The organism is Xylanimonas ulmi, assembly GCF_004216535.1.
Classification (GTDB): domain Bacteria; phylum Actinomycetota; class Actinomycetes; order Actinomycetales; family Cellulomonadaceae; genus Xylanimonas; species Xylanimonas ulmi.
Genome location: NZ_SGWX01000001.1, coordinates 1,303,453 through 1,327,619 on the forward strand (window position 1 = coordinate 1,303,453; position 24,167 = coordinate 1,327,619).

Sequence of the window (24,167 nt, forward strand, 5' to 3'; positions counted from 1 at the left end):
CAGCCCGCTCCGGCCGTCAGCCGAGCCTGATCGCAACTCCGGGCGCGCCCGTCGGCGGCTCCTTGCTGACCTCGGCGTACGCGGCGGCCAGCAGCGTCGGGTCGGGGCCCTCCAGCCGCACCGGCTTGGCGACGTCGTCCAGCACGACGAACCGCAGCAGGTCCCCCCGCGACTTCTTGTCTCGCCGCATGGCCGCGAGCAGCTGCTCCCAGCGGTCGCCGCGGTAGGACGTCGGCAGTCCGAGCGAGGTGAGGATCGCGCGGTGGCGCGCGACGACGTCGTCGGACAGCTTGCCGGCCAGCCGCGCGAGCTCGGCGACGAACACCATGCCGACAGCGACGGCGGCGCCGTGGCGCCACTGGTAGCGCTCGACGAGCTCGACGGCGTGCCCGAAGGTGTGGCCGTAGTTGAGGATCTCGCGCAGGCCCTGCTCGGTGAGGTCCTCCCCCACGACGCGCGCCTTGACGGCGACCGAGCGCTCGACGAGCTCGGCGAGCACCTGCCAGGTCTGCGGCGCGGCGTCGGCGCCCTTCCACTCCCGCAGCTCCTCGGCGTGCCGCTCGACCAGCGCCAGGATGCGCGGGTCGGCGATAAAGCCGGTCTTGACGACCTCGCCAAGCCCCGCCACCAGGTCCCAGCGGTCGAGCGAGGCGAGCGAGGCGAGGTCGCACAGCACGCCCGCCGGCGGGTGGAACGCGCCCACCAGGTTCTTGCCCTCGGCGGTGTTGATGCCCGTCTTGCCGCCCACGGCCGCATCCACCATGCCCAGCAGCGTGGTGGGCACGTGCACCACCTTGATGCCGCGCAGCCAGGTCGCCGCGACGAACCCGGCCAGGTCGGTCGTCGCGCCGCCGCCCACGGACACCACGGCGTCCGAGCGGGTGAAGTCCGCCTGACCGAGCACCTGCCAACAGAACGCGGCGACCTGCGCGGTCTTCTGCTCCTCGGCGTCGGGCAGCTCGACGGCGAACGCCTGGTAGCCCTGCGCCACCAGGTCCTCGCGCACCGCCTCGCCCGTCGCGGCGAGCGAGGCCGGATGCATCACCAGCACACGGCGGACCCGCTCGCCCAGCATGGCGGGCAGCTCGCCGAGCAGATTGCGCCCGATGACGACGTCGTAGGGCGCGGCGCCGTGCACCGTCACCCGGGTGGTCGCGACGCTCATGCCTGCTCCTGTTCGATCGACGCGCGGATCTCCTGCGCGACGGACTCGGGCTCGCGCCCGTCGGTCAGCACGCGCGCGGTCGCCACGCGCTCGTACACGGGGCGCCGGGCCTCCATCAACGCCGCCCACCGCGCGCGCGGGTTGCCCAGCAGCAGCGGGCGCGACTGGTTGAGCCCGACGCGCGGCGCCGCGTGCGCCAGCGACACGTCGAGGAACACGACCACGCCGCCATGCTCCGCGTAGCCGGCCAGCAAGCCCTGCGTCGCCGGGTCGAGCACCGCTCCCCCGCCGAGCGCGAGGACGCCGTCGTGCTCGGCCAGCGCGCGGCCCACTGCGTGGTGCTCCAACACCCGGAACGCGGACTCGCCGTCGTCGACAAAGATCTCGGCGATCGGCTTGCCCGCGACGACCTCGACGTCGTGGTCGGTGTCGCGGAACTCGACCCCGAGGAGTCCGGCGAGCAGCGTCCCAACCGTCGTCTTGCCGCTGCCGGGCGGGCCCACGAGCACCGCGAGCGGCCCGGCGCCGCCGGCGCGGCTCACCGCAGCGGCTCGGGGATCGCCGCGAGGTACGCCTCGGCGTTGCGGCGCACCTCGGCCACCGAGTCGCCGCCGAACTTCTCGACGACGGCCTCGGCAAGCACGAGCGCGACCATCGCCTCGGCGACGACCGCCGCGGGGGGCACCGCGCACACGTCGGAGCGCTGATGGTTGGCGGTGGCGGGCTCACCTGTGGCGGTGTCGATGGTGCGCAGCGCGCGCGGCACCGTGGAGATGGGCTTCATCGCGGCGCGCACGCGCAGCACCTCGCCGTTCGACATGCCGCCCTCGACACCGCCTGCGCGGTTGGTCAGGCGCGTCACGCGCCCGTCGGCGCCGCGCACGATCTCGTCGTGCGCCACGGACCCGCGCCGGCGGGCAGTGCGGAAGCCGTCGCCGACCTCGACGCCCTTGATCGCCTGAATGCCCATGAGCGCCCCGGCCAGGCGCGCGTCGAGCCGCCGGTCGCCCTGCACGTAGGAGCCCAGTCCGGTCGGCACGCCGTAGGCGAGCACCTCCACGACGCCGCCCAGGGTGTCGCCGTCCTTGTGGGCCGCGTCGATCTCGGCGACCATCGCCGCGCTCGCCGCGGCGTCCAGGCAGCGCACCGGGTCGGCGTCGAGGCGCGCGACGTCGTCCGGGGTGGGCGCCGTCGCCCCGTCAGGCGTCTCGGCCTCGCCGATCGCCACGACGTGCGAGACCAGGCGCACCCCGACGGCCTGCTCCAGGAACCGCGCGGCGGCGGTCCCGAGCGCGACGCGCGTGGCCGTCTCCCGGGCGCTCGCACGCTCCAGGACGGGGCGGGCGTCGTCGAAGGCGTACTTGCGCATGCCGACCAGGTCGGCGTGGCCGGGACGCGGGCGCGTGAGCCTCTTGTTGCGCGCGACCTCGCGCACGTCGCCCGTGCCGGCGTCTACTGTCAGCGCGTCGGCCTCGACGGGATCGGGCGCCATGACGTCGACCCACTTGGGCCATTCGGTGTTCCCGATCTCGATCGCGAGCGGGCCGCCCTGCGTCACGCCGTGGCGCAGACCGCCGAGCACACGCACCTCGTCCTGCTCGAACTTCATGCGGGCGCCGCGGCCGTAGCCGAGGCGGCGGCGGGCCAGCGCCGCCCGCAGGTCGTGCGTGGTCAGCTCGACGCCGGCCGGAAGCCCCTCCATGACGCCCACCAAGGACGGACCGTGCGACTCCCCCGACGTCAACCAGCGCAGCATGCGGCGATTGTGCCACGCGCCGCGCCCCGGCCGGGGCGGGCGTCCAGCCTCGCGTCGCCGCCACGTCGCCGGGCTCGCCCGTCACCGTCGGCGGGCGCTGGCGTTCAGGGAGCCAGGTCCGACCGATCGCCGAGGGCCGCGGCGAGCGACCTGTCCATGGCGGCGAGCGGCGCCGGGCGACCCGTCATGAGCCGCACCTGCTCGGCCGCCTGATGCAGCAGCATCCGCTCACCGCCGACGACGACGCCGCCGAGGTCCGCCCACGCCCGGGCGAGCGCGGTGGGCCGAGGGTCGTAGACGACGTCGAGCAGCACGCCCGTCACCGCGCCGGCGCGCTCGGCCAACGTCGCGGCGACGGCGTCGGCGGCGTGCGCCGGCAGTGTCGAGACGACGACGTCGGCGTGCCCCAGCGGCCCTGGCGCCGTCATCGCGTCGAGCACCTCGAAGCGCGGCGACGCCCCCAGGCGCCGCGCCGCCTCATGCAGCCCCGCGGTGCGGGCGATCGAGCGGGCCAGCACGCGCGGTGTGGCGCACCCGAGCTCCGCGAGCGCTCCGACGGCCGAGGCCGCGGTCGCGCCCGCGCCGAGCACGACGGCGCGGCGCACCTGGCGCCCGCCTAGACCCTCACGCAGCGCGGCGACGAGCCCGTGGACGTCGGTGTTGTAGCCGCCCAGCGTGATTCCACACGGCGCCGGGCGCACCACGACGGTGTTGACGGCCCCGGTCGCCGCGGCGAGCGGGTCGACGTCGTCGAGCATGGCGATCACGGTCTGCTTGAGCGGCATGGTCAGGCTCAGGCCCGCCCAGCCGAGGTCGAGGCGCTCGACGCGCCCGCGCAGCGTCGCCGCCGTCGTGTCCAGCGCGGTGTACTCCCACCCCTCAAGGCCCAGGGCGTCGTACGCCGCGTTGTGCAGCACCGGGGACAGTGAGTGCGCGACGGGGTGGCCGAGCACAGCGGCCCGGCGCGTGGCCACAGGCATGCTCAGCCCTGTCCGTTCGCGGCCTGCCAGGCGCGCAGCTCGGCGACGTTCTTCTGGTGCTCCTCGAACGTCACGGCGAACTTGGTCTCGCCCGTGTCGAGGTTGACGGCGGTCCAGAAGATCCAGCCGCCGTCGGCGGGGTGCACGACCGCCTCGACCGAGGCCGCGCCCGGGTTGGCGATCGGTGTGGGCGGCAGACCCTTGTGCGCGTAGGTGTTGTACGGGTTGCCCGCGTCCTGCGTGTCCGCGGTCGTCAGGTCCGTGCCCGGCTTGGCCAGCCCGTAGGCGACCGAGGCGTCGATCTGCAGGGGCATGTCGATCGCGAGCCGGTTGTCGATCGCGCGGGCCATCATCGGGCGGTCCGGGGCGTACTTGGCCTCACGCTCGACCAGCGACGCCTTCTTCAGCACGTCCTCGCGGTCCGCCGCCGCGACACCCTGCGCGTCGAGCTCCGCGACCGTCTTGGCGACCATGTCCGACAGCAGCGTCACCGCGCTGTCCCCGGGCTGGACGGTGTAGGTGGCGGGGAACAGCCAGCCCTCGACCTGGCCACCCGCCTCGGCCGGCAGTCCGATCGACGCCGGGTCGGCGAGGGCGGCGTCGATCTCGTCCTTGGTGATCGTGGTGACCGAGGCCACGCGCTCGAAGACCTGCGCCGCGGTGAACCCCTCGGGGATGGTCACCTTGGTCTCGACCTTCTCGTTCTTGACGAGCGCCGCGACGGCGTCGGACGCCCTCATCTCGGTCAGCAGCGCGTACGTGCCCGGCTGGATGCCCGCCGCGCCCGGGTTCATCGCGAACGCGTCCTTGAACGCGTCGACCGACGCGACGACGCCCGCGTCGAGGAGCACGCCGCCCATCTGGGCGCCGGTGGCGCCCTGCGGGATCTGGACGTCGACGGGGTCCTTGCCCGGACCGGGATAGTCCTCGGCGGAGCGTGCGAACGGGTTCGTCAGGAACCCCGAGACGTCACCCCAGGTCTTCCACGCCACGGCGCCCACGACCGCCAGGACCACGACGACGACAAGCGAGGTGCGCACCCGGCGGCGACGGCGCCTCTTGGCCGCCAGTCGTTGACGGGCGGCCGAGCGACGCCCGCTGGGACCCGGCGGCTGTGCGAGGGCTGGGTGCTCGAAGAGGTCGGTCACGCGAGAAGCCTATTCATCTCTGGCCGGGCGCCTTCACCCCGGCGCGCTGGTGCTGCCGCTCAGAAGCCGTTCGCGGCCGCCCAAACTTGGAACTGACGCCTGTACTGCAGGAAGACGTTGTAGTCGTCCGTGAACTTCGTCTCGCCTGTGTGCAGGTTGACGGTGACGAACCATAGCCAGTCACCGGGGGTCGGTGACGCGGCCGCCTGAATGGCGGCCACTCCGGGATTGCCGATCGGCGTCGGAGGGAGGCCACTGTGCACCCGTGACGCGAACGGCAGGTTGGGGTCGTTGAACTGTGCTCGAGTGATCAGGTGCGCCGGGATCCCGAGCCCGAACGAGTCGATGGCGTCCATGCCCAGGGGCATGCCGATCGCGAGCCGGTTCTTGATGACTCGGGCGACCTTGCCACGATACCCCTGTGGCGCCTCGCGCTCGATGATGGAGGCCTCGGTGATGATCGACTGCCACCGCTCGGTGGGGATGCCCAAGCGCTCCAACTCGGCCGAGGTCTGGGCGATCATGCGCGCCAGGAGCGTCACCGCCGTGTCGTCGTCCGTGACGACGTAGGTGGCGGGAAACAGCCACCCCTCGACGACGCCGCCGGCCTTGTCCGGCAGTCCGAGCGATTGCGGGTCGGCGATCGCCGCGTCGAGCGCGTCGCGCGTGATGTCGGTCTGCTCGACGACGCGCTCGAGCACCTGCTCGAGCGTGAACCCCTCGGGCACGGTGACACGGTTCTTGACCCGCTCGTTGCGGGCGAGGCGTTCGACGGCGTCGACCGCCCGCATGCGCGTGTACAGCTCGACCACGCCGGGTTGGATGCCCGCGGCCGCGGGATGCCGGGCGAACGCCGTCGTGAACGCGCCGACCGACGCGACGACGTCGGCCTCGGCGAGGATGGCGCCGATCGCGGCGCCCGTGGCGCCCGCGGGAATCTCCACCCGGACGACGGCGTCGCCCGGGCCGTCGAAGTCGGCGTCGACCCGTGCGAGCAGCTCGCGCACCGTGGCGACGCCGTCGCTCACCGCCCCGACCGCCACACCGCTCACCAGGGCCAGGCAGGCCGCGACGGCCAGGCCCACGCGGTGGCGGCGCCGACGGCGCGTGCGCGCGGCCGAGCGTCGCGTCGACCGCGTGCGGCGGCCCGTCTCCTCGGGGAGCCGGTGGCCGAAGGTCTCGAAAGGGTCGGTCACGCGGGTGGGGTCCTGTCGTTCGGGGTCAGGTCGGCGGCGTCTCCACGAGCTCACCAGCGCGCGTGCCCGCGGTCCGCTCCAGGTCGAGAGCAGATTGCAGAATGATAACGGCGGCCGCCTGATCGATCACCTTGCGGTGGCTCTTCGCCTTGCGCCCGGCGGCGCGCAGCTGGCTCGTCGCGGTCACGGTCGACATGCGCTCGTCCACCATACGGACGGGCACCGGCGCCACCGCCAGGGCCAGGCGCGTCGCGAACGCGCGCGCGTCCGCTGTCGCGGCCCCCTCGGCGCCCGACAGGTGCCGCGGCAGCCCCACATAGACCACGGCGGCGAACCGCTCACGCGCCTCGTCGGCGATGCGCCGCACGTCAGAGCTGTCCACGCCCGTCGCGTCGAGCACGCGCGCGACGGTCTCGACGGGCGTGGCCACCAACCCGTCAGGGTCCGAGGCTGCGAGGCCCACCCGCGCCTTGCCGACATCGACGCCGAGGCGGGCGCCGCGGGCCAAACCCGCGGAGCCCGCCTCGTGGAACTCGCTCACGCGCCGACGACCGCGCGCACACCCGCCGTGACGGCGTCGAGCGCCGCGGGCAGCGCCGAGGCGTCCGAGCCGCCGCCCTGAGCGAGGTCGGGCTTACCGCCGCCGCCGCCGCCGAGCGTGCTCGCCGCGGCCTTGACGAAGTCGCCGGCGCGCAGGCCCGCCTCACGCGCGCTGGCGTTGGTGGCGACGACCACGAGCGGACGGCCCGAGGCCACGCCGCCCACCGCGACCAACGACGGCGACGCGTCGCCCAGGCGGCCGCGCACGTCGAGCGCGAGCGCGCGCAGGTCGTCGGCCGAGGCCACCTCACCGGCGTCGTGCGCCACGACGCGGACCTCACCCACGCTCGGCGCCTCGGCGGCCAGACGGCCCGCCGCGGCCAGGAGCTGGCCCTGACGCAGCGCGGCGAGCTCCTTCTCGGTCTCCCTCAGGCGTGACAGCAGTGAGCCGACCCGGTCGGCGAGCTCGTCGGGACGCGTCCCCAGCAGGCCGGTCAACTGGCCCACGAGCGCGTGCTCCTTGGCCTGGAACCCGTAGGCGCCGTCGCCCACCAGCGCGTCGACACGGCGCACACCCGAGCCGATCGAGGCCTCGCCCAACAGCGCCACACGTCCGATCTCACCGGACGCCTTCACGTGCGTGCCACCGCACAGCTCGCGCGACCAGTCGCCGCCGATCGACACGACGCGCACGATGTCGCCGTACTTCTCGCCGAACAGCGCCATGGCGCCCAGGTCGCGGGCCGCCGCGATGGGCATGAGCTCGTCGGTGACCTCAAGGTTCTCGGCCAGGCGCAGGTTGACTCGCTCCTCGATCTCGCCGAGCGAGGAGGCGGGGACGGGCGAGGGTGAGCGGAAGTCGAACCGCACGCGGCTCGGGGCGTTCTCGGAGCCCGCCTGCGTGCGGTCCTCCCCCACGAGCTCATGCAGCGCCTTGTGGATCATGTGCGTCGCCGAGTGGGCGCGGCTGATCGCCACACGCCGCGCGACGTCGATGACCGCGGCGCCCGGGTCGCCGATCGCGATCGTCCCCTCGACCAGCCGGCCGCGGTGCACGTTGAGGCCCTTGAGGGGGCGCTGCACGTCGTCGACCTCGACCGTCGCGCCGCCGTCGAGCACGATCGTGCCCTGGTCGGCGAGCTGGCCACCGGCCTCGGCGTAGAACGGTGTGCGGTCGAGCACGACCTCGACGTCGACGTGCGCGCCGTCGACCGCCGTCGCGGCGGGCGCGGGCACGCCGTCGACCAACAGACCGACGACCGTCACCGCCGAGTCGGTGTGCGTGTAACCGAGGAACTCGACCGGGCCGGCGAGCTCGCTCTGGATGCCCTCGTACGCGCGCAGGTCGGCGTGGCCGGTCTTCTTGGCGAGCGCGTCCGCACGGGCGCGCTGCTTCTGCTCGGCCATGAGCTCGCGGAAGGCCTTCTCGTCGACCTGGACGCCCTGTTCGGCGGCCATCTCCAGGGTGAGGTCGATCGGGAACCCGTAGGTGTCGTGGAGCTGGAAGGCCTCGGCGCCGCGCAGCACGGGCGCCTGCGCCCCGGCCTGCGCCTTGGCCTTGCCCACCGCGACGTCCAGGATCGTGGTGCCGGCGGCCAGCGTGCGCCGGAACGCCTCCTCCTCGCCGTAGGCCACATCGCTGATGCGGGCGAAGCCCGTCTCCAGCTCCGGGTAGGAGGCCTTCATGGCGTCCATCGAGACCGGCAGCAGCGCGGGCAGCGCCTCGGCGTCGTACCCGAGCAGCCGCACCGCGCGCACCGCACGGCGGATCAGGCGGCGCAGCACATAACCGCGACCCTCGTTCGAGGGGCGCACACCGTCGCCGATCACCATGAGCGCGCTGCGCACGTGGTCGGCCACGACGCGCATGCGCACGTCGTCCTCAGGGTTGGCGCCGTAGCGCCTGCCCGTCAGCTCCTCGACGGTCGAGATGACGGGGAAGACCTCGTCGATCTCGTACATGTTCTCCTTGCCCTGGAGCAGGAACGCGATGCGCTCCAGCCCGGCGCCGGTGTCGATGCTCTTGTGCTCAAGCTCGCCCAGCAGCGGGTAGTCCTTCCCGGCGCCCTCGCCGCGCACGAACTGGTCGAAGACAAGGTTCCAGATCTCCAGGTAGCGGTCGCCGCCCGGGTCCACGTCGCCGCCCACAGCGTCGGGGCCGTACTTCGGGCCGCGGTCGTAGTGCCACTCGGCGCACGGACCGGCCGGGCCCGGCTGGCCGGTGTCCCAGAAGTTCTCGTGGCGCGGCAGGCGGACGATGTGCTTCGGGTCGAGGCCGACGCCCCGGGTCAGCGCCTCATACGACTCGTGGTCCTCGTTCCACAGCGTCACCCACAGGCGGTCGCCGTCGAACCCGTAGCCGCCCTGCTCCTGAGCGGTGGTCAGCAGCTCCCAGGCGAACTCGATCGCGCCGGTCTTGAAATAGTCCCCGAACGAGAAGTTGCCGTTCATCTGGAAGAACGTGCCGTGGCGGGTGGTGCGGCCGACGTTCTCGATGTCGTTGGTGCGGATGCACTTCTGCACGCTCGCCGCACGCGGCCACGGGGCGGGCTCGGTGCCGAGGATGTAGGGGATGAACGGCACCATGCCGGCGATGGTGAACAGGATCGAGGGGTCCGGGGAGACCAGCGGCGCGCTCGGGACGAGCTCGTGGTCCTTGGAGCCGAAGTAGTCGAGCCATCGCTGGCGAATGTCGGCGGTACGCATGGTGTCCTTCACGGGGTCAGTGGGGTGCTCGGGCCATTGTCGCGCGCGCGGCGCGATGCCCGGGAGCGAGGCAGGTGCGAGACGAAGGCTCGGGAGCGCTCAGAACGAGTAACCGAGCTCCGCCTCGTCGTCGTCGATGTCAGCGGCGGGGTCGCCCGCGGCCCACGCGCCGCGGGCGCCGGTAGCTCGGGCCGCGCGCGTCACCGAGGGGTCGGCCTGGCCCTCGGCGAGCAGCGCGGCCGCCAGCTCGGCCTCGCGGCGCGCGCGGGCCTCGGCGAACGTGGCGCGGAACTCCTGGGCGACGCTCCCGGCGCGCTCACCGACGTCATGGGCCGCCCGCTCGGCGCGCTCCGCGATCGACGACGGCAGATACTGCCGCACAACCTGGCGGCCCTTGCGGTAGACCACGACGGTCACGGCGACGCCGACGCCGACCCAGAACAGACGTCGCATCAGCGCGTGCCCTTGCGCGCGAACGCGCCCGCGAACGCCTGGCGTGTCGCGTAGGAGAAGGCGGCGACCTTGACCAGCGGACGGCCGAGCGTCGCGGCGTACAGGCCGGCCAGCGCCGACACGTTCTCGCTCACCTGGGCTGCCGACGTCGTGATGGTGTCGACCTTCTCGAGCTGGGCGTTGGCTCCGGCGACCGCTCCGGCCGCCTCGTCGAGGATCGGCACCGAGTGCTCGGTGACCTCGCGCAGCGAGCGCGACGCCTCGTCGAAGACCTTGCCGAGCTTGACGAGCGGCACGGCCAGGAGGCCCACCAGCAGCACGAAGGCGATGGCGGCGATGAGGCCTGCCACGTCACCCACGGTCATCGGATTTCCCCTCTCGATGCGGACGCCTGGTCACCCTATCCGACGTGCGGCCCTCGACCCGTGACCGGCTGCGGGCCGGACGCGCGCCGGGCTCCCGGGTCCGGGCAGGACGACGCCCCGCCGTCCTGCGGTGCAGGGCGACGGGGCGGCGTGGGACGCGTCAGCGGGCGTAGAACTCGACGACCAGCTGGACCTCGCAGGTCACGGGGACCTCGGCGCGCTTGGGGCGGCGGGTCAGCGTGGCCTGGAGCTTCTCGAGCGAGACGTCGAGGTAGCCGGGGACGGCGGGCAGCACGTCGCGGTGCGCGCCGGCGGCGGCGACCTGGAACGGCGTGGTGGCCTGCGACTTGGGCTTGACCTGGAGGGTCTGGCCCGGCTTCACGCGGAACGACGGGCGGTCCACGATCTTGCCGTCGATGAGGATGTGGCGGTGGGTGACCGCCTGGCGCGCCTGCAGGATGGTGCGGGCGAAGCCCGAGCGCAGCACGAGCGCGTCGAGGCGGGTCTCAAGGTCCTCGACCATGACCTCACCGGTCAGGCCGGCGGTCTTGCGGGCGTTCTCGTAGACCTTGACGAGCTGCTTCTCGCGCAGCGCGTACTGGGCGCGCAGACGCTGCTTCTCGCGCAGACGGACCGCGTAGTCCGACTCGGTGCGGCGGCGGGCGCGGCCGTGCTCGCCGGGCGGGTAGGGGCGCTTCTCGAAGTGCTTGACGGCCTTCGGCGTCAGGGCGATGCCCAGGGCGCGGCTCAGGCGGACCTGGCGGCGCGAACGGGTCACAGAGGTCACTGTGTTTCCTGTCCTGTTGAGGATCTGATAAAGGTCACACCCGGGCCGCGGTACGCAGTCGGGTGCGGGACCAGCCGACGCCCTCCGCCAGGAGGGAACAGGGCCGAGGTCCCAGGAGTCGCCCCCGGGAACCCCGGACAAGGCAACCCACCCATCCTACCCCACACCCCCACCCACCCCGCCCCCCACCCCCCACCCCGGTCCCCGGTCCCCGGTCCCCGGTCCCCCGAGGTACCGAACTGTCGGCGAGATACCGGTCCTCAGTCATCCCGCGGGCTCCAGTCGAGGGTCTGTACGGTCTGCGGTGTATCTCCTGACCAGGAGGAACACGGATGAGTACGCAGGTCGACATGGTCGCGGAGGCGATCAGCGAGGAGCAGGTGCACGTGACGACGACGCCGCAGGCGCCGCAGTTGGACAAGACGCTGATCGCTCAGCTGGTTGGTGACGCGCAGGCGTCCGGGCTGGGCATCGATGGGGAGAACGGGTTGTTGGCGCAGCTGACGAAGCTGGTCCTGGAGTCCGCGCTCGAGGGTGAGCTGACTGCTCACCTGGGCTACGAGAAGCACGAGAAGGGCGCCTCGACGGACGGCAACGCCCGTAACGGCACCCGTGCGAAGACGGTGCTGACCAAGGGCGGCCCGGTGCAGGTCGAGGTGCCCCGGGACCGGGCGGGGACGTTCGAGCCGGTCGTGGTCGCCAAGCGGCAGCGCAGGTTGGGGTCGATCGAGGACATCGTGCTGTCGTTGTCGGCTCGGGGGATGACGCACGGGGACATCAGCGCGCACCTGGCCGACGTGTACGGCTCGGAGGTGTCGAAGACGACGATCTCGACGATCACGGACAAGGTCCTGGACGAGATGGCCGAATGGCAGTCCCGGCCCCTGGACCCGGTGTATCCGGTGGTGTTCGTTGACTGCATCCACGTCAAGGTGCGTGACGGGCAGGTCGCCAACCGGCCGATCTACGTCGCACTGGCCGTGACCGTCGACGGGAACCGGGACATCCTGGGGCTGTGGGCCGGGGACGGTGGTGAGGGCGCGAAGTACTGGCAGCAGGTCCTGACCGAGATCAAGAACCGCGGCGTGCAGGACCTCCTCATGCTCGTGTGTGACGGCCTGAAGGGGCTGCCCGACTCCGTGAGCGCCGTGTGGCCGGACACCATCGTGCAGACCTGCGTCGTGCATCTGATGCGGGCCAGCTTCCGGTACGCCGCCCGGCAGGACTGGGACGCGATCTCCCGGGACCTGAAGCCCGTCTACCAGGCCGCGACCGTCGAGGGGGCCGAGGAACGCTTCTTGGAGTTCTCCGAGAAGTGGGGCGCCAAGTACCCCGCGATCGTGCGGCTGTGGACGAACGCGTGGGCCGAGTTCGTCCCGTTCCTCCAGTTCGACCGGGAGATCCGCCGGATCGTGTGCACGACGAACGCGATCGAGTCGGTCAACGCCCGGATCCGTAAGGCCGTGCGTGCCCGCGGGCACTTCCCGAACGAGCAGGCCGCGCTCAAGTGCGTCTACCTCGCCGTCATGGCCCTGGACCCCACCGGCAGGGGACGAGCCCGCTGGACCCAACGCTGGAAGGGCGCGCTGAACGCGTTCGACATCACCTTCGACGGTCGGCTCACCGCCGGCCGCCGCTGACCAACAACACCCAGAGATACACCGCTGGCTTTACAGACCCCCAGTCGACCGAGGACCGGTATCTCGCCGGAGGGTCGGTACCTCGGGGGGCGTCGGGAGGTGTGGGAGTGGGCGTGGTGGAGGCGGTAGAGGAGGTGGTCCTTGGTGGCCAGGTCGCGCCAGGTGACGCGTAGGACGGTCCAGCCCGCCTCGACGAGGGCGTCGTGGCGGGCCTTCTCCTCCAGGATCACACGCTGGGCGTCGTCGCCGGCGTACTTCAGCTCGCCGTCAAACTCCAGTCCCAGGCACATGTCGGGCCAGCCCAGGTCCACCCATCGCGTGCCCAGGTGCGTCTCGACGGGCACCGCCGCCGCGAGTGGCGGCAGTCCGTCGTCGAACGCGATCCAGCGCAGCCTGGCCTCGCCGAGCGACTCAACACGCCCGTCCGCCAGCGACAGGACGCGCCGAGCCGAGCGGACGCCGCGCTTGCCGCGTGACTCGCGCAGCACCTGCTCGACGACGTCGCGGTCCGCGCCCATGCGCAGTCCGCTCTCCACGATGCCGGCGGCCTGCTCGCCCGGGAGTGTCAGTGCGCAGTCCACGACGGTCCGCTCGATCGTGGTGATCGGCACGCCTCCGAGCTCCGTGCGGTCACGCTCGGGCAACTGGGTCCAGTGACGCATGAGCGGGTCGCGCCGGTCGCGCACGTCGGGCGGAGCGAGTTGGGTGACCTCGGCTCGCCTCCCCAGTCGCAGCACCCAGCACCCGTGCAGCAGCGCCGCGCTGGTGTGGCTCGCCCACGACGGCGCGCGCAGCGCGGCGAGGCCGGCCGCGAGTTGGAGCAGGTGCTCGTGCTCGGCGCGCTCCCACTCAGGCATCCATCGGTCGATCGCGTCGGCGAAGACCCCGGGGCGCAGCCGCGTGACCTCTCCACGGCGCAGCGCGGTGCGCAGCGCCGCCTCGGCGTGGGGGTGCGCGCGGTGCACGCGGGGCAGCGGGCGCGGCTGCGGCGTCGGGCTGCCGGGCCGGCCCCCGACGGGTGGATGCGTCATCCCCGCACCCTGCCCGTCACACAGCCCACACCGCCCTCCCGTCGCCCCCACCTGTGCACAACCCCGAGCCCCACCCCCCTGTGGACACCCACCCCACCCCGCGCGCCCTCGCGAGGTACCGGTCCGCCGCCGAGATACCGGAGCTCGGACACCCCACCTGGCGCCCGTGACCGAGGACCGGTATCTCGGCGGAGTAGTTAGGGGAGGATTTCTCGGATGCGGGTGAGGCGGTCGTGGATTTGGCGTTCGTAGCCGCGGTCTGAGGGGTCGTAGTAGCGGCGGCCGGCCAGGTCGTCCGGGAGGTACTGCTGCGGCGCGATGGCGTGGGGCGCGTCGTGCGCGTACTGGTAGCCCTTGCCGTGCCCGAGGCCCTCGGCGCCGGCGTAGTGCGCGTCGCGCAGATGCGGGGGCACGACGCCGACCCGGCCCGCGCGCACGTCCGCGAGCGCCGCGTCGATCGCCGTGTAGGCCCGGTTCGACTTGGGCGCGGTCGCCAGGTGCACCACCGCCTCGGCGAGCGGGATGCGGCCCTCGGGCATGCCGATCATCTGCACGGCCTGCGCGGCGGCGACGGCGGTCTGCAGCGCCGAGGGGTCGGCCATGCCGACGTCCTCGCAGGCCGAGATGATCAGGCGCCGCGCGACGAACCGCGGGTCCTCCCCCGCCGCGATCATGCGCGCGAGGTAGTGCAGCGCCGCGTCGACATCCGAGCCGCGGATCGACTTGATGAACGCGCTGATGACGTCGTAGTGCTGGTCGCCGTCGCGGTCGTAGCGCACGGCGGCGACGTCGACGGCGCGCTCGACCGTCGCCAGGTCGACGACGGCGCCGCCCTCCGCCAGTGCGGTCCCGGCCGCCGCCTCGAGGATCGTCAGCGCCTTGCGCGCGTCTCCGCCCGCCATGCGCACCAACTGGTCCTCGGCGTCGGCGGCGAGCGTGACAGCGCCGCCCAGCCCGCGCTCGTCACCGACCGCGCGCCGCACGAGGGCGCGCACGTCGTCGGCCGTGAGCGGGCGCAGGGTCAGCAGCAGCGACCGCGACAGCAGCGGCGAGTTGACCGAGAACGACGGGTTCTCGGTGGTCGCGGCGACGAGCGTGACCCACCGGTTCTCGACCGAGGGCAGCAGGGCGTCCTGCTGGGACTTCGAGAAGCGGTGCACCTCGTCGATGAACAGCACCGTCTCCGCGCCGGAGGTCGCGAGCCTGCGCCGGGCGTCCTCGACGACGGCGCGCACGTCCTTGACGCCCGCGGTGACGGCTGACAGCTCCACGAACCTGCGGCCCGAGACCGTGGCCACGAGGTAGGCGAGCGTCGTCTTGCCCGTGCCGGGCGGACCCCACAGGATCACCGACCCGGGCGCCGCCCGACGCGCCGCGTCGTCGGCGGGCTCCACCAGGCGCCGCAACGGCGAGCCGGACGCCAAGAGGTGCTCCTGCCCGGCGACCTCGTCGAGCGACGCAGGGCGCATCCGCACCGCGAGGGGCGCTCCGGGCCCCGAGCGCGAGACCTCCGGGGTGCCGTGCTCCCCCGTGGTGACGGCGTCGAACAGGTCCATGCGAGCCAGCCTACGGACCCGCAGGGACACGGCGGCGGGCCGGGCGTCCCGTGGCGCCGGGCGCGTCAGTCCGGCGCGGGGCACCCACACGACTCACGGTGTCGCAGCTGCGGCGTGATGCGCTCCACGACGGGCGCCCGGTCGTCGCCGCAGATCCGTGACAGCAGCAGGCCGACGGCGCTGCGCGCCATCGTCGTCAGGTCTTGGCGCACCGCGGTCAGCCGCGGCTGGAACAGGTCGGCCCACTCGAAGTCGTCGTAGCAGACGAGTGCGACGTCGTGCGGCACCGTCAGGCCGAGCCCGCGCAGCGCGCGCAGTGTCCCGATCGTCATGGCGTTGTTGAGGACGACGACGGCGGTGGGCCGGTGCGGGCCTGCGAACGCCGCCCGCGCCGCCGCCTCGGCGTCCTGCGCCCTCGAGCGCCCGCGCAGGATCAGCGCAGGGTCGTCGTCCAGGCCGCGGGCCGCGACGGTGGCGAGGTACCCGTCGAGCCGTTCGGTGGTGGTGTCGAGCCCTGCTGCGCCCGCGACGGCGGCGATCCGCGTGTGCCCGAGGTCCGCGAGGTGGCCGACGAGCTCTTCGACCGGCTCGCGGTTGAGCGGCACGACCTGATCGCAGCGGGCGTCGATATGCCGGTCGACGAGGACCAGCGGGACGGACTGGTCGAGGACGCGGGAGGCGACCGGCTCGCCCGAGCTCGCCGCGGTGGCGAGGATCAGCCCGGCGACGCGTTGGTCGAGCATCCGCTCGACGGTGGCGACCTCACGGTCCGGGTCGTCTCCGGTGTCACCGAGCAGCGCGGTGTACCCCTGCGCCTCGAGCGCCTCGTTGAGCGCGGAGACCAGCTCACCGAAGTAGGGGTTGGACAGCGCCGCGATCGCGATGCCGACGGTGCGCGTCTTGCGCAGCGCGAGGGAGCGCGCCAGGTCGTTGCGCCGGTAGGCGAGGCGCTCCACTGCCTCCTCGACCCGGGTGCGCGTCTGCGGCGCCACCGCGCGGGTGGCGTTGAGCACGTGCGAGACGGTCGAGACCGACACGCCCGCGAGCCGGGCCACGTCGTCCATCCTCGCCATGCGACCTCCTCATGTCTCGGCGCGCAGCGCGCTGCGCACGGCGCCCCGAGAGATCACGGAACGGGAAAGATCGCCGCGCAAGCGCTTGCGCAAGCGCTTGCCGGATTCTAGCGTGATCTGGGTCACATCCAGGTGACACCACCGGACAAGGGAGTTCGACATGCTCGGACCGCGCACCACGCCACGCTCTCGCCGCCTGCGCCGGACGCTCGCCTCCGCCGCGGCCTGCGCCGCCGCACTCACCCTCGCCGCGTGCTCCTCGAACGACACGGGCGACGACGCCGACGCCTCCGGCTCCCCCGTCAAGGTCGGTCTGATCACCAAGACCGACTCCAATCCGTTCTTCGTGCGGATGCGCGAGGCCGCCCGCGAGACGGCCGACGACGAGGGCGCCGAGCTCATCGCGCTCGCCGGAGCCTTCGACGGTGACAACGAGGGGCAGGTCGCCGCGATCGAGAACCTCGTGTCCCAGGGGGTCAAGGGCATCCTCATCACCCCGAACTCCTCGACGGGCATCCTCCAGGCGATCGCCGACGCGCGCGACGCCGGGGTGATCGTCATCGCCCTCGACACCGCCACCGACCCGGAGGACGCCGTCGACGCCACGTTCGCGACCGACAACACGCAAGCCGGCGTCCTGCAGGGATCGTGGGTCAAGGCCGCACTCGGCGACGCCGCGCCGAACGTCGCGATGCTCGACGGCACACCCGGCGGCACGGTCGACACCTTCCGCCACGACGGGTTCCTCCAGGGCATGGGCCTGACCGACGACTCCCCGCAGATCGCCGCGCAGGAGAACACCAACGGCGACCAGACCAAGGCGCAGACCGCGATGGAGAACATCCTCTCGGCCCACCCGGACATCAACGCGGTGTACACGATCAACGAGCCCGCTGCGCGCGGCGCCTTCCAGGCGTTGTCGGACGCCGGCCTCGTGGACGGTGTGACCGTCGGCTCGATCGACGGATCGTGCGCCGGTGTGCAGGCCGTCGCCGACGGCGAGGTCGGCGCCACCGTGATGCAGTTCCCGAACGAGATGGCCGCTCTCGGCGTCAAGGCGGTCGTGCAGTACGCCGCGAACGGCGCCAAGCCGAGCGGGTTCCACGACACCGGCGCCCAGCTGATCACCGATCACCCGGTGAGCGGGCTCGACTCCAAGGACAGCGCCTGGGGCCTCGAGAACTGCTGGGGCTGAGGTGACCTCGACCTCCGACACGACGCCCACGCGTCGCGGGGCCACGAGCGCGACGAGATGGGCTGACCTGGCGCGCAACCCCCTGGTCGGCCCCCTCGCCGCCCTCGTGGTCGCGGTCGTCGCCTTCTCCCTGATCACCGACACGTTCTTGCGTCCGGCAAACCTCTCGCTGATCCTTCAGCAGTCCGTGGTGATCGGGATCCTCGCGGTGGCGCAGACGGTCGTCATCCTGACCGCGGGAATCGACCTGTCGATCGGCGCGGTGGCGGTGCTGGGCACGATCATCCTGGCCAAGGTGGGCGGCTCGCACGGCCCCGAGGTCGCCATCGTCGCCGCTGTGGTCACGCTCGTGCTGGTGGGCCTGGTCAACGGAGCGCTCGTCGCGTGGGTGCACCTGCCGCCGTTCATCGTCACGCTCGGCGTCTTCACCGCCATGTACGCCGCGACGCAGCTGTACGCGGGCTCGCAGGTGTACCCGGTCGACAAGGGGATCCTGACGTGGCTCGGGACCAAGCTGTCGGCCGGTGGCCTGACGATCACGACGGGCGTCCTGGCGATGCTGGCGATCTACCTGGTCGCGTGGTACGTCCTGTCGCAGACGGCCGCCGGTCGGCACCTGTACGCCGTCGGCGGTGCTCCGGAGGCCGCTCGCCTCTCGGGCATCCGCTCGGGGCGGGTCCTCGTGCTGACCTACCTGGCGGCGGGGCTCATCGCCGCAGTGGCCGCCTGGGCGGCCCTCGGGCGCATCCCCAACGCCGACCCGAACGCCTACCAGAACGCCAACCTGGAGACCATCACCGCCGTCGTCATCGGCGGCACGAGCCTGTTCGGCGGCCGCGGGTCGGTGCTCGGCACGCTGGCGGGCACATTGATCGTCGCGGTGTTGCGCAACGGGCTGACGCAGGCGGGCGTCGACAATCTGTACCAGAACATCGCCACGGGCGTCCTGGTCATCGCCGCCGTCGCACTCGACCAGGTCTCCCGCCGAAGGGTGCAGACATGACCGCTGACACGCACGCCGCCCCCGTCACGCCGGTGCTCTCCGCGACGGGGCTGACCAAGCGCTACGGCTCGGTCGTCGCGATGCAGGACGCTGACTTCGAGTTGCTGCCGGGCGAGGTCCTCGCGGTCATCGGGGACAACGGCGCGGGCAAGTCGACACTCATCAAGGCGCTGTCCGGCGTGCTCATCCCCGACGCGGGGCAGATCCGGGTCGGCAGCACTCCGGTCACGTTCCGCTCCGCGCGCGACGCGCAGTCCCACGGCATCGAGACCGTGTTCCAGGACCTCGCGCTGACCCCGGCGCTCGATATCGCCGCGAACCTGTTCATGGGCCGCGAGCTGCGGCGCTCCGGGCTGCTGGGCTCGGTGCTGCGCATGACCGACAAGCCCGCGATGCGCCGCCGCTCCCAGGAGTTCTTCGACGAGATGGCGATCCGGGTCAAGTCGGTGGCACAACCCGTCGAGTCGCTGTCCGGCGGGCAGCGGCAGGGCGTCGCGGTGGCCCGTGCCGTCGCGTTCGGCCGGCGTGTGATCATCATGGACGAGCCGACGGCGGCGCTGGGGGTCAGGGAGTCGGACACGGTCATCGAGCTCATCAAGCGCATCCGCTCGCGTGGCATCCCGGTGGTGCTCATCAGCCATGACATGCCGCACGTCTTCGAGGTCGCCGACCGCGTCCACGTGCATCGGCAAGGGCGGCGGGCGGCGGTGGTGCGCCCTGGCGTGCGCAGCATGGCCGAGGTCGTCGCCCTGATGACCGGCGCCCTGGAGCCCACCGAGGAGGAGCGGCGTGGGATCGCGTAGGCGTCTGACCACCGCGCAGCTCGTGGAGCGGGCCGACGCGCTGGCCGCGCGCGGTGGGCGCGCGATCCTCGGCGTCACCGGGCCCCCCGGGTCAGGCAAGTCGACGCTCGCGCGGGCCGTGGCCGACGCGCTGGGCCCCGGCCGCGCCGCCGTCGCCGGCATGGACGGGTTCCACCTGTCCAACGATGTGCTGGTCTCGCTCGGCCGGCGTGAGCGCAAGGGGGCGATCGACACGTTCGACGACGCCGGGTACACCACGCTCATCGAGCGGCTCGCCGCCCAGGCGCCGGGCGACGGCGTGGTGTACGCCCCCGTGTTCCGGCGCGAGATCGAGGAGCCGATCGCCGCGGGCGTCGGTGTGCGGGCCACGACGCCGCTCGTCGTGACGGAGGGCAACTACCTCTTGGCGCGGGCGGGCGCATGGCCACGGGCCCGCGCGCGGATGGCGGAGGTCTGGTACCTCGACCCTCCCCAGGACCTGCGCCTGGAGCGCCTCGTGCGCCGGCACGCGGCGTTCGGCAAGTCGCCCGAGGCCGCGCGCGCCTGGGCGCTGGGGACCGACCAGGCCAACGCCGAGCTGATCGCGCGCACCCGCGGGGACGCGGACCTCATCGTCGACTGGCGCTGAGGTCCGCGCGGGCGCCGCTCAGCGCGAGCTCTCGTTCGCCTGCGCCACGACGAACCCGACGCGCTCATAGGTGCGCCGCGCCGCGTCGTTGTCCGCGTACATGCCCAGGGTCACGAAGGGCGCCTCGGCCAGGCCGGCGCGCACCGCGACGGCCGTGGTGGCCGCCGCGACGCCACGGCGCCGCCACGCGGGGTCGGTGCCGATCGAGCCGAGCACCCACGGCGCGTGGGGCACGCGCCGGTCGGCGCCGACGACGCCGCGCAGCGCGCCGCGTCCGCCACCAGGGCTCTCGCGCCAGCCCCACCACCGTGAGCGCGCCTGCCCGACCGCGAGCTCGCCGTCGGGGTGCGCGACCGCGAGCGCCGCGGACGCCTCCGCGAGCCCCTCGGGGCCGGTGAGCTCCTCGACGCGGTCCTCACCGGGCAGGGGGTCGGGCGTGTGGTCGGCCATCATCCAGTCCCACTGACCGTCGGCGGGCCGGTCGAACGGCGCCGGCACGTCGCGTGTCAGGCGCGCGAGCGCGGCGCGGGTGCCGCGCGGCACGGTCGTGCGCCCGACCGGGGCGAGGGGCCCCGCCGCCAGGATCAGGCGCGCCACCGCCTCGGCGTCCCCGACGCCGTACAGGCCGTACCCGGGCGGCTCGGACGGCGCGAGGCGGCGCAGGCGCAGCAGCAGCGCGTCGTCGTCCCACCACGCGTCGGAGGCGTCCCACGCGTGGTGGGCCGACTCGGTGACCACCAGCGGGTGGGACGCCCACCGCGGTGGCAACTCGACGCCGACCGCGGCGATCACTCCCCGTCGGCGCCCTTCGCCGCACCGGAGGCGGCGCCCGCGCCGACCGGGGCCGCGTCGACGCCGGCCTCCTTGCGCTGCTCCGGAGTGATCGGCGCCGGCGCCTGGGTCAGCGGGTCGAACCCGCCGCCCGACTTCGGGAAGGCGATCACGTCGCGGATCGACGGCGCCTTGGTCAGCAGCGCGACGATGCGGTCCCAGCCGAACGCGATGCCGCCGTGCGGCGGGGCGCCGAACGCGAACGCGTCGAGCAGGAAGCCGAACTTCTCCTGCGCCTCGGCGGGGCCGATGCCCATGACGTCGAAGACCCGCTCCTGCACGTCGCGGCGGTGGATACGGATAGAGCCGCCGCCGATCTCGTTGCCGTTGCACACGATGTCGTAGGCGTAGGCGAGCGCCTCGCCGGGCGACTGCTCGAAGCGGTCGATCCAGTCCGGGTTGGGCGAGGTGAAGGCGTGGTGCACGGCGGTCCAGGCCGAGCTGCCCAGCACGACGTCGCCCTCCTGCGCGGCCTCGCCCGTGGGCTTGAACAGCGGTGCGTCGACGACCCACACGAACGCCCACGCGTCCTCGTCGATCTGCCCGGTGCGCTTAGCGATCTCCAGGCGCGCGGCGCCCAGCAGCGCCCGAGCCTGCGTCGTCTTGCCGGCGGCGAAGAACACCGCGTCGCCCGGCTGCGCGCCCGTGGCCGCCGCGAGGCCCTCGCGCTCGGCGTCCGACAGGTTCTTGGCGACGGGGCCGCCGAGCGTGCCGTCCTCGCCGAAGGTCACGTACGCCAGGCCGCGCGCGCCGCGCTGCTTGGCCCACTCCTGCCACGCGTCGAACTGGCGGCGCGGCTGGGAGGCCCCGCCGGCCATGACGACGGCGCCGACGTACTCGGACTGGAACACCCGGAACGGCGTGTGGGTGAAGTACTCGGTGAGCTCGACCAGCGGGTTGCCGAAGCGCAGGTCGGGCTTGTCGGAGCCGTACAGGCGCATCGCCTCGGCGTAGGTCATGCGCGCGATGGGCGTCGGGATGGTGTGCCCGATCAGCTCCCACAGCGCGACGAGCACCTTCTCGGCCAGGGCGATGACGTCGTCCTGCTCGACGAAGCTCATCTCGACGTCGAGCTGGGTGAACTCGGGCTGGCGGTCGGCGCGGAAGTCCTCGTCGCGGTAGCAGCGCGCGATCTGGTAGTAGCGCTCCATGCCGGCGACCATGAGCAGCTGCTTGAACAGCTGGGGCGACTGCGGCAGGGCGTACCAGGAGCCCGGCGCGAGGCGGGCCGGGACGAGGAAGTCGCGGGCGCCCTCGGGCGTCGAGCGGGTCAGCGTGGGGGTCTCGATCTCGACGAAGTCCTCGGCGTCGAGCACGCGGCGCGCGGCCTGGTTGGCCTTGGCGCGCAGGCGCAGCGCGTGGGCGGGCGCCGGGCGGCGCAGGTCGAGGTAGCGGTGCTGCAGGCGCGCCTCCTCGCCGATGACCTCGGTGTCGGCGAGCGCCGTCGAGACCTGGAAGGGCAGCGGCGCCGACTCGTTGAGCGTGACCACCTGGGCGGCGATGACCTCGACCTCGCCCGTGGCGAGGTTTGGGTTGGCGTTGCCCTCGGGGCGGCGGGAGACCTCGCCGGTGACCTGGAGCACGTACTCGGCGCGCAGCGGGTGCGCGACGGACTCGTCGCGGATGACGACCTGGGCGATGCCCGAGGCGTCGCGCAGGTCGATGAACGCGACCCCTCCGTGATCGCGGCGGCGGTCGACCCAGCCCGTGAGGGTGACGGTCTGGCCGATGTGCTCGGCCCGCAGGGAGCCGGCCGTGTGGGTGCGCAGCACGGAGGTCGTACCTTTCGCTGGTGGGTGTGGCGCGCGGACGGGTGCTCCGCGCCATCGCGCGAGTCTACCCGCGGGGCGGCGGCGTCGGCCCCGCGACCACGGGGCACGTGTGCTCGGGGTCGGCGGCCTTGACGCCCTTGACGCCCTTGCCGCGGATGCGCAGCTTGGCGTTGAAGAGCGGGAAGAGCAGGAACGCGACGAACCCGGCCGAGAAGCCGTTGTTGTAGAGGTTGAGGCCGCCGTGCAGCAGGCCCACGTTGGCCACGAGCGCCATGTGCAGGAAGCCCGCCACGACGCCGTACAGGCTGCCGAACACGCCGCTGACGGGCGCCAGCGTGGTGCCGAAGAGCGCGGCGAGCAGCACGTGGGTCGAGTCGATGTCGGCGGTGGTGAACGCGGTGGCCAGCGCGACCCCGACCAGGATGGGCACGCAGTTGCGCGGGTGCTTGCCGTACGCGCCGAATCCGATGACGGTGAAGACGCCGCCGAGCACCGGCCCGTTGAGGTCGCCGCCGACGACGAGCACGTAGGTCGTGGCGAGGATGCCCATCAGACCCATGTTCATGACGGTGCGGCCGATGCCCTCCAGCGCCACGAAGTCGCTGGGCGCCTGCCCCGACCGCCGCATGAACGCGGCCATCCCGCGCACCGACCGCCCGTTGAGCAGGAACCCGCACACCAGCAACGCCACGCAGAACGTGAGCGTCGCCACCGCCAGCTCGACGGTGTAGCCCGAGGAGACCTGGTACACCTCGACGACGTCGTACTCGAGCAGGTTCATGACGGCGACGATGACCATGCCGACGATGCCGGCCGTGAACCCCACGTTGTACAGACTCAGGCCGTGGTGGAACTTGGCGAAGTGCCGGGACATGGGCGGGATGACCACGCCCACGAACACACCGATCACCCAGCCCAGCAAGATCCCCTGCCACAGCGGCAGCCCCTTGCCGAAGGCCATGAAGCTCACGGCCGGGCCGAGCGCGGTGCCGAACAGCGACTCGACCTGGTAGTCGGAGAACCGCTTGCGCTCGAGCCGGGCGTACAGGTAGACGCCGAGGGTGATGGGGATCGAGTTGAACAGGTTCTTGCCGAACAGCGCGAACCCGAAGACGGTGAACAGCCCGGCGATGACGGGCCCCGAGAACTCGGTGCCGCCGCGGCGCACCACGATGACGGACAGCAGGGTCAGCAGGCCCGCGTTGAAGAACGTCGCCCCGACCGAGGCGATCGCCATGTAGTCGGTGAGCAGGCCGCTGGGCGAGCTGAGGATCGCGATGGTGCCGTGCGCGAGCTCGGCGGGCGTGTCGACGAGGACGCCCAGGAGCATGGCGCCGACGCACAATCCCACGAGCAGACGGAACTTGACCCGCTGCAGGTCGGTCTCGACGTCGTCGCGCAGGCGCTGCCCGAAGGTGGTCGCTAGAGCAGTGAGCGCCACGTCTCCCCCCTCGCCGCCTCCTTGGTCGTTGAACCGTTTACGATACCGACCCGCTCGGCCCCGAACCAGGCGGCCAAGGCCCGTTGTCGCGTCGTGTC

The 24,167-nt window shown here is 72.8% G+C and carries 21 protein-coding genes; 5 read left to right on the forward strand and 16 right to left on the reverse strand.

Translation table 11 applies throughout. From position 1 onward, the window contains the following. Positions 1–16 precede the first annotated feature (16 nt). The 11 genes from aroB to rpsD all read right to left on the reverse strand — a co-directional run bounded on the left by aroB (position 17) and on the right by rpsD (position 11,096). Complete coding sequence (aroB, locus tag EV386_RS06005) at positions 17–1,165, reverse strand: 3-dehydroquinate synthase (protein WP_130413236.1); 1,149 nt, start codon at positions 1,163–1,165, stop codon at positions 17–19. Further along, positions 1,162–1,707 carry a shikimate kinase gene (locus EV386_RS06010; protein WP_130413238.1) on the reverse strand — a complete coding sequence of 182 codons (546 nt, stop codon included), beginning with the start codon at positions 1,705–1,707 and terminating at the stop codon, positions 1,162–1,164. Before EV386_RS06010 ends, aroB begins: the two co-directional genes overlap by 4 nt. Further along, a complete protein-coding gene (gene aroC, locus EV386_RS06015; RefSeq protein ID WP_130413240.1) occupies positions 1,704–2,921 on the reverse strand; it encodes a chorismate synthase in 1,218 nt (405 codons plus the stop codon). Before aroC ends, EV386_RS06010 begins: the two co-directional genes overlap by 4 nt. A 104-nt stretch (positions 2,922–3,025) precedes the next feature. Further along, positions 3,026–3,901, reverse strand: coding sequence for a shikimate dehydrogenase (locus tag EV386_RS06020; protein ID WP_130413242.1), 876 nt, complete (start codon positions 3,899–3,901; stop codon positions 3,026–3,028). A 2-nt stretch (positions 3,902–3,903) separates the two neighbouring features. Next, on the reverse strand, positions 3,904–5,049 hold the full coding sequence (gene mltG, locus EV386_RS06025; protein WP_130413244.1) for an endolytic transglycosylase MltG: 1,146 nt from the start codon (positions 5,047–5,049) through the stop codon (positions 3,904–3,906). A gap of 59 nt (positions 5,050–5,108) precedes the next feature. Continuing rightward, complete coding sequence (gene mltG, locus EV386_RS06030; RefSeq protein WP_130413246.1) at positions 5,109–6,245, reverse strand: endolytic transglycosylase MltG; 1,137 nt, start codon at positions 6,243–6,245, stop codon at positions 5,109–5,111. A 25-nt stretch (positions 6,246–6,270) separates the two neighbouring features. After that, positions 6,271–6,786, reverse strand: a complete 516-nt coding sequence (ruvX, locus tag EV386_RS06035) for a Holliday junction resolvase RuvX (RefSeq protein ID WP_130413248.1) — start codon at positions 6,784–6,786, stop codon at positions 6,271–6,273. Continuing rightward, the gene (gene alaS / locus EV386_RS06040) at positions 6,783–9,491 is read right to left on the reverse strand and encodes an alanine--tRNA ligase (protein ID WP_130413250.1); all 2,709 of its coding nucleotides are present in this window, start codon (positions 9,489–9,491) and stop codon (positions 6,783–6,785) included. Before alaS ends, ruvX begins: the two co-directional genes overlap by 4 nt. A gap of 99 nt (positions 9,492–9,590) precedes the next feature. Then, positions 9,591–9,944 (reverse strand): hypothetical protein, encoded by a 354-nt coding sequence (locus EV386_RS06045; protein WP_130413252.1) that lies wholly within the window; start codon positions 9,942–9,944, stop codon positions 9,591–9,593. Beyond that, positions 9,944–10,309: a DUF948 domain-containing protein gene (locus EV386_RS06050; protein WP_130413254.1), complete on the reverse strand. Its 366-nt coding sequence runs from the start codon at positions 10,307–10,309 to the stop codon at positions 9,944–9,946. The genes EV386_RS06045 and EV386_RS06050 overlap by 1 nt, the downstream gene beginning before the upstream one ends. 160 nt (positions 10,310–10,469) lie before the next feature. Further along, complete coding sequence (gene rpsD, locus EV386_RS06055) at positions 10,470–11,096, reverse strand: 30S ribosomal protein S4 (protein ID WP_130413256.1); 627 nt, start codon at positions 11,094–11,096, stop codon at positions 10,470–10,472. 350 nt (positions 11,097–11,446) lie between these two features. Here rpsD and EV386_RS06065 point away from each other — a divergent pair, with 350 nt between their 5' ends. Further along, entirely contained in the window at positions 11,447–12,736 is a 1,290-nt protein-coding gene (locus tag EV386_RS06065) for an IS256 family transposase (RefSeq protein WP_423218988.1), read from the forward strand. A 1,228-nt stretch (positions 12,737–13,964) separates the two neighbouring features. Here the strand turns inward: EV386_RS06065 and EV386_RS06070 are convergent. Further along, positions 13,965–15,323, reverse strand: coding sequence for a replication-associated recombination protein A (locus EV386_RS06070; RefSeq protein ID WP_130413260.1), 1,359 nt, complete (start codon positions 15,321–15,323; stop codon positions 13,965–13,967). Between the two features lie 65 nt (positions 15,324–15,388). Further along, positions 15,389–16,396 carry a LacI family DNA-binding transcriptional regulator gene (locus EV386_RS06075; RefSeq protein WP_130413262.1) on the reverse strand — a complete coding sequence of 336 codons (1,008 nt, stop codon included), beginning with the start codon at positions 16,394–16,396 and terminating at the stop codon, positions 15,389–15,391. A gap of 160 nt (positions 16,397–16,556) precedes the next feature. Between EV386_RS06075 and EV386_RS06080 the strand changes: the two genes are divergently transcribed. The 4 genes from EV386_RS06080 to EV386_RS06095 are packed head-to-tail and all read left to right on the forward strand — an operon-like array spanning position 16,557 to position 20,025. Continuing rightward, a complete protein-coding gene (locus tag EV386_RS06080; RefSeq protein WP_130413264.1) occupies positions 16,557–17,591 on the forward strand; it encodes a substrate-binding domain-containing protein in 1,035 nt (344 codons plus the stop codon). A gap of 1 nt (position 17,592) precedes the next feature. Beyond that, positions 17,593–18,594, forward strand: a complete 1,002-nt coding sequence (locus EV386_RS06085) for an ABC transporter permease (RefSeq protein WP_130413266.1) — start codon at positions 17,593–17,595, stop codon at positions 18,592–18,594. After that, positions 18,591–19,397, forward strand: a complete 807-nt coding sequence (locus tag EV386_RS06090; RefSeq protein WP_130413268.1) for an ATP-binding cassette domain-containing protein — start codon at positions 18,591–18,593, stop codon at positions 19,395–19,397. Before EV386_RS06085 ends, EV386_RS06090 begins: the two co-directional genes overlap by 4 nt. Then, on the forward strand, positions 19,384–20,025 hold the full coding sequence (locus EV386_RS06095) for a nucleoside/nucleotide kinase family protein (RefSeq protein ID WP_207216482.1): 642 nt from the start codon (positions 19,384–19,386) through the stop codon (positions 20,023–20,025). Before EV386_RS06090 ends, EV386_RS06095 begins: the two co-directional genes overlap by 14 nt. Before the next feature lie 18 nt (positions 20,026–20,043). On the opposite strand, the gene EV386_RS06100 is transcribed toward EV386_RS06095, so the two are convergent. The 3 genes from EV386_RS06100 to EV386_RS06110 all read right to left on the reverse strand — a co-directional run bounded on the left by EV386_RS06100 (position 20,044) and on the right by EV386_RS06110 (position 24,069). Beyond that, positions 20,044–20,817 carry a GNAT family N-acetyltransferase gene (locus tag EV386_RS06100; RefSeq protein WP_130413270.1) on the reverse strand — a complete coding sequence of 258 codons (774 nt, stop codon included), beginning with the start codon at positions 20,815–20,817 and terminating at the stop codon, positions 20,044–20,046. Then, the gene (gene aspS / locus EV386_RS06105; protein ID WP_130413272.1) at positions 20,814–22,628 is read right to left on the reverse strand and encodes an aspartate--tRNA ligase; all 1,815 of its coding nucleotides are present in this window, start codon (positions 22,626–22,628) and stop codon (positions 20,814–20,816) included. The genes EV386_RS06100 and aspS overlap by 4 nt, the downstream gene beginning before the upstream one ends. Before the next feature lie 64 nt (positions 22,629–22,692). Next, positions 22,693–24,069: a DUF1576 domain-containing protein gene (locus tag EV386_RS06110; protein WP_242607847.1), complete on the reverse strand. Its 1,377-nt coding sequence runs from the start codon at positions 24,067–24,069 to the stop codon at positions 22,693–22,695. Between the last annotated feature and the right edge of the window lie 98 nt (positions 24,070–24,167).